Here is a 3,213-nt window from a genome sequence, read left to right as displayed (position 1 = left end):
AGAAAAGTGACATTTCTAACTTGCAGAACTGTGTGACATTTCTAAATGGTTGCAACAAGGGGCTACAGTTTGAATATTTCTGTTCGAATGGCTTATATTCTCGTCGGTTATCTAAACGGGTGTTAAATACAGGTAAACCTGATTGGAAGCGTACTATCTCGAGCCAAGATCCTTTTCCTAGATAAGGAGGGCCAGTTTATCTTGACGTGTATGGTACTAGGCGCTGTTATGTGTCTGATTGTGAAATCTCACGTATACACGCTAGCGTAATACGTGAACTTGATGCGGTTTTTGGATGGATGATTACTGGCTCAGATACATCTGTTTCATTAGATATTCAGAATGTAGCAACACCTAAGGGTAATATTTCTAATCAGATTCGTGTTCTTAATTCTGAATTGATGTCTGTTTTTTCTGAAAGTGAAATTCGTCTTTTAAAGTTGCAGTGTGAATACCTTCAGTTCCAACGTGGACGTGAGGCTAGTGATTTCGTGATCGGGTTTCAGCACTTCCATGGCATGTGGGTGCACATGCTAGATAAATCATTGATATGGAATTTTCCAGTTAATCAATTATTTTCAATTCCAGCTTATAAATTTGAGGATGGTACGATAAAGCCTGCAGCTTCGAAAGGGCAACGAACTGATACTGTTTTAAGGCTTCCGGATAGTAATATTTTCGCTGTTGTTGATGCTAAATATTATGGTACTCAGGAACTTGGTAGCGCACCTAGCTGGCCAGATTTGGTAAAGCAATTTTTTATGCGACAGCTCTGAAAGTTTATAGTATTGAAGCTATCGTTAGTAATGCGTTTGTTTTTCTCGGTAAAGGACCACTAATTTCAGCTCATATGCAAAATCGAACGAATAAGGTACTTGAAGATGATAGTTATCTTCCGATTTATTGCCTGTATTTAGATCCTATTGAGCTGATTGAACACTATGTCAGTGGCAATAAACTGAAAAGCTTAATTAATTGTTTATTATGTAGTAGTTAATTAAATTTCAAATCAAGGGGGCTTCCCTTGATTTGAACGATTCAGTACGGTCTCTACTGCGGATAATATTTTAACTCATGCTTAATAAGGTTTAATACTCTGATCATTTAGTTTCACGTAAATGTGAACAGATTAGATGTGTGAGTATCTCACCGAGCAAAGGTACTCATATCATCAGTAATTAAGTTTGCTCACTATCCCAATTTCCTTGCCGAAGTTAATTTAAATATTTACTCATTTTTTATTTGTTGTTTTCTTTTCGGAAGCCTTTTTACGCCCGATGGCCAGGCACTTTTCCAAAAAATTATCGATATCAGAGACAGAGAGAGCTTCGAAAACAATTCCACCGCCATATAAGTTTACCGCGATCATGAATTCACGCACTTCCCGCTCATTCAGAGGCCAGTGCTGATCTATCACTTCTATTAGTGGCTTAACTAGCTTTGATCTTGTTGCTATTCCTGGCCGTTCAATGATATTTGAGCGCGTATCGGCTCTGTTGAATAGTGTCTCTAACACAAATCGAGGGTTGTCTGGGTTGACTTGGTGCGCAATCCAAGCGCTCCACCATAACCGAGCAATAGCATTATCGTCTCGGTATTGAGTTCGTCCGGTGGCAAAAAAATGCTTCCTTATTGAGGTGTTAACCTCTTTGTCAGTTTTGAATGTACGGAGTAGAAGCCAGCGCTTCCTTGTAAACTCAAATCCTTCTGAATGAGAAATGCGCGTCCAGACTCGACTGTCAGTGGCAACGGTTGGGGATATATTTCTCAGCGCTCTCCACACAGCAAGTGAGTTCTCTACATCAAGTTCCGACGAATCTGAACTTGCATCTAAATGTTTAAAATACTGAAAGTCGACTTGAATATTCTTGACTTCCATATTCCAGCCATAAGAATTTATGAACTCTTTGAAATCACCATTTAGGTACTTGTCCTTGTTATGCTGATATTGATTCAGTAAGTTTTCATGTTCTTTCTCTGACAGGTATTTTAGGTTTTCTAGTGCCATTATTTTATTAACTCTTTGTTATTTAACAACAATGACAGAGGTTGTTGTAGTATTTTTTGGGCGTCCTCTAATGGTGAAGACGCAGTTATATCAATTCCTAGGTAGGTACACTTATCATGAAAAACTGAATACCATGCTTTATTCTCATACAGTCCAGTATCTTGTGATAACTGACTCAGTACTTCCATTACAGCTGGAAGATATACGCTATTCAACATTAGTTGCTTTCCTGTTATTGTCGCGCGCATTTCATTGATCCGATCAAGGCTCTTGCGATTTACTTCGATTGCGATTTTTTCTTCTTCCAAGTTGATTCGCACTATTCCCTCCTCAATGTCATCCCTTTCGGTAAACATAAAAATGGTTTCTGTTGGTTGCAGCTTGGCGTTGCTAGCATAAAACCTTTTCTCTGGAGAGAAAGCAAGCAGCTCACCTTTTTCAATCATCCACTTGATATCTGCCAGCTCTTGGTGAAGGTTACTTGGCTCATAATCACATATGGTTTTTGTACTAAAAACGATAGCTCTTAAAGAAACTGCGCCTTTGAAGTTTCTTGGACTGAAGTCCAGTCCTTGCTGGGTTGCTACATTTTTCAGCTCGAAAAAATTCTTATAACTAGTATCTTCACAGGTGATAAAAACACCTATTTTAGCTAGCTTATCGTTTACAAGATTTGCTATATGTGGTTCGTCAAGTAACACTGTACATAGAATAGAACTACCTTTAGTGTCTATATGATATTCAATATCAAAGTTGCCTGTTTGATAGTCATCAGAATATTTTCTTAATACAGGGTGTGGATACGTTGCGTCGTCTTTGATTTTCATTATGCCATCTCACCTTTTAATAGTGATTTCACGTTAATAGGCCCTGTGTACTTCTGTTTTAATGTCAATGAAATGCATATGCGCTCACCTTTTTTAGCGTCTATTTCTAACGAACCTGCTTTAGTTGTCACCTCATTACTGTTTTTGATTTTTTTAGATTCAGTAACATAAAGTAGCTCTTCTTTCTGTATTCCTGTTGCTGTCAGTTTCAAATTAACTGTGCCAGTCCCTTCAGCAGTCATCCACAGTCGGTATTCGCCTGGTACAGAGCTCGGTATTATTCGGAAATCACTTGCTGCAACATGTTTTTTCTTTCGGGGCAAATTTTTACCGCCATCATCGCCGATACCACCGCTACTGCCGCCGATACCACTGCCA

The 3,213-nt window shown here is 38.7% G+C and carries 4 protein-coding genes and 1 pseudogene; 2 read left to right on the top strand and 3 right to left on the bottom strand.

The features are described from left to right. The coding region (locus BTO21_RS20175; protein ID WP_211298258.1) for a hypothetical protein at positions 1-185 on the top strand (185 nt) is incomplete at its 5' end. A gap of 15 nt (positions 186-200) precedes the next feature. Next, positions 201-776: pseudogene (locus BTO21_RS16305) on the top strand (LlaJI family restriction endonuclease); the annotation flags it as partial. 455 nt (positions 777-1,231) lie between these two features. On the opposite strand, the gene BTO21_RS16300 reads toward BTO21_RS16305, so the two are convergent. The 3 genes from BTO21_RS16300 to BTO21_RS16290 all read right to left on the bottom strand — a co-directional run. Next, positions 1,232-2,008 (bottom strand): DUF6339 family protein, encoded by a 777-nt coding sequence (locus BTO21_RS16300; protein WP_045028205.1) that lies wholly within the window; start codon positions 2,006-2,008, stop codon positions 1,232-1,234. Beyond that, positions 2,008-2,835 carry a hypothetical protein gene (locus BTO21_RS16295; RefSeq protein ID WP_045028207.1) on the bottom strand — a complete coding sequence of 276 codons (828 nt, stop codon included), beginning with the start codon at positions 2,833-2,835 and terminating at the stop codon, positions 2,008-2,010. Before BTO21_RS16295 ends, BTO21_RS16300 begins: the two co-directional genes overlap by 1 nt. Next, positions 2,835-3,213: hypothetical protein (locus tag BTO21_RS16290; protein ID WP_170064527.1), on the bottom strand; the 379-nt coding region annotated here is incomplete at its 5' end. The genes BTO21_RS16295 and BTO21_RS16290, both read right to left, overlap by 1 nt.

Source organism: Photobacterium phosphoreum (assembly GCF_002954725.1).
In the GTDB taxonomy this organism is placed as follows: Bacteria; Pseudomonadota; Gammaproteobacteria; order Enterobacterales; family Vibrionaceae; genus Photobacterium; species Photobacterium phosphoreum.
Note: the sequence above shows the minus strand (reverse complement) of the source record. Positions and strands in the feature narration are given on the sequence as shown.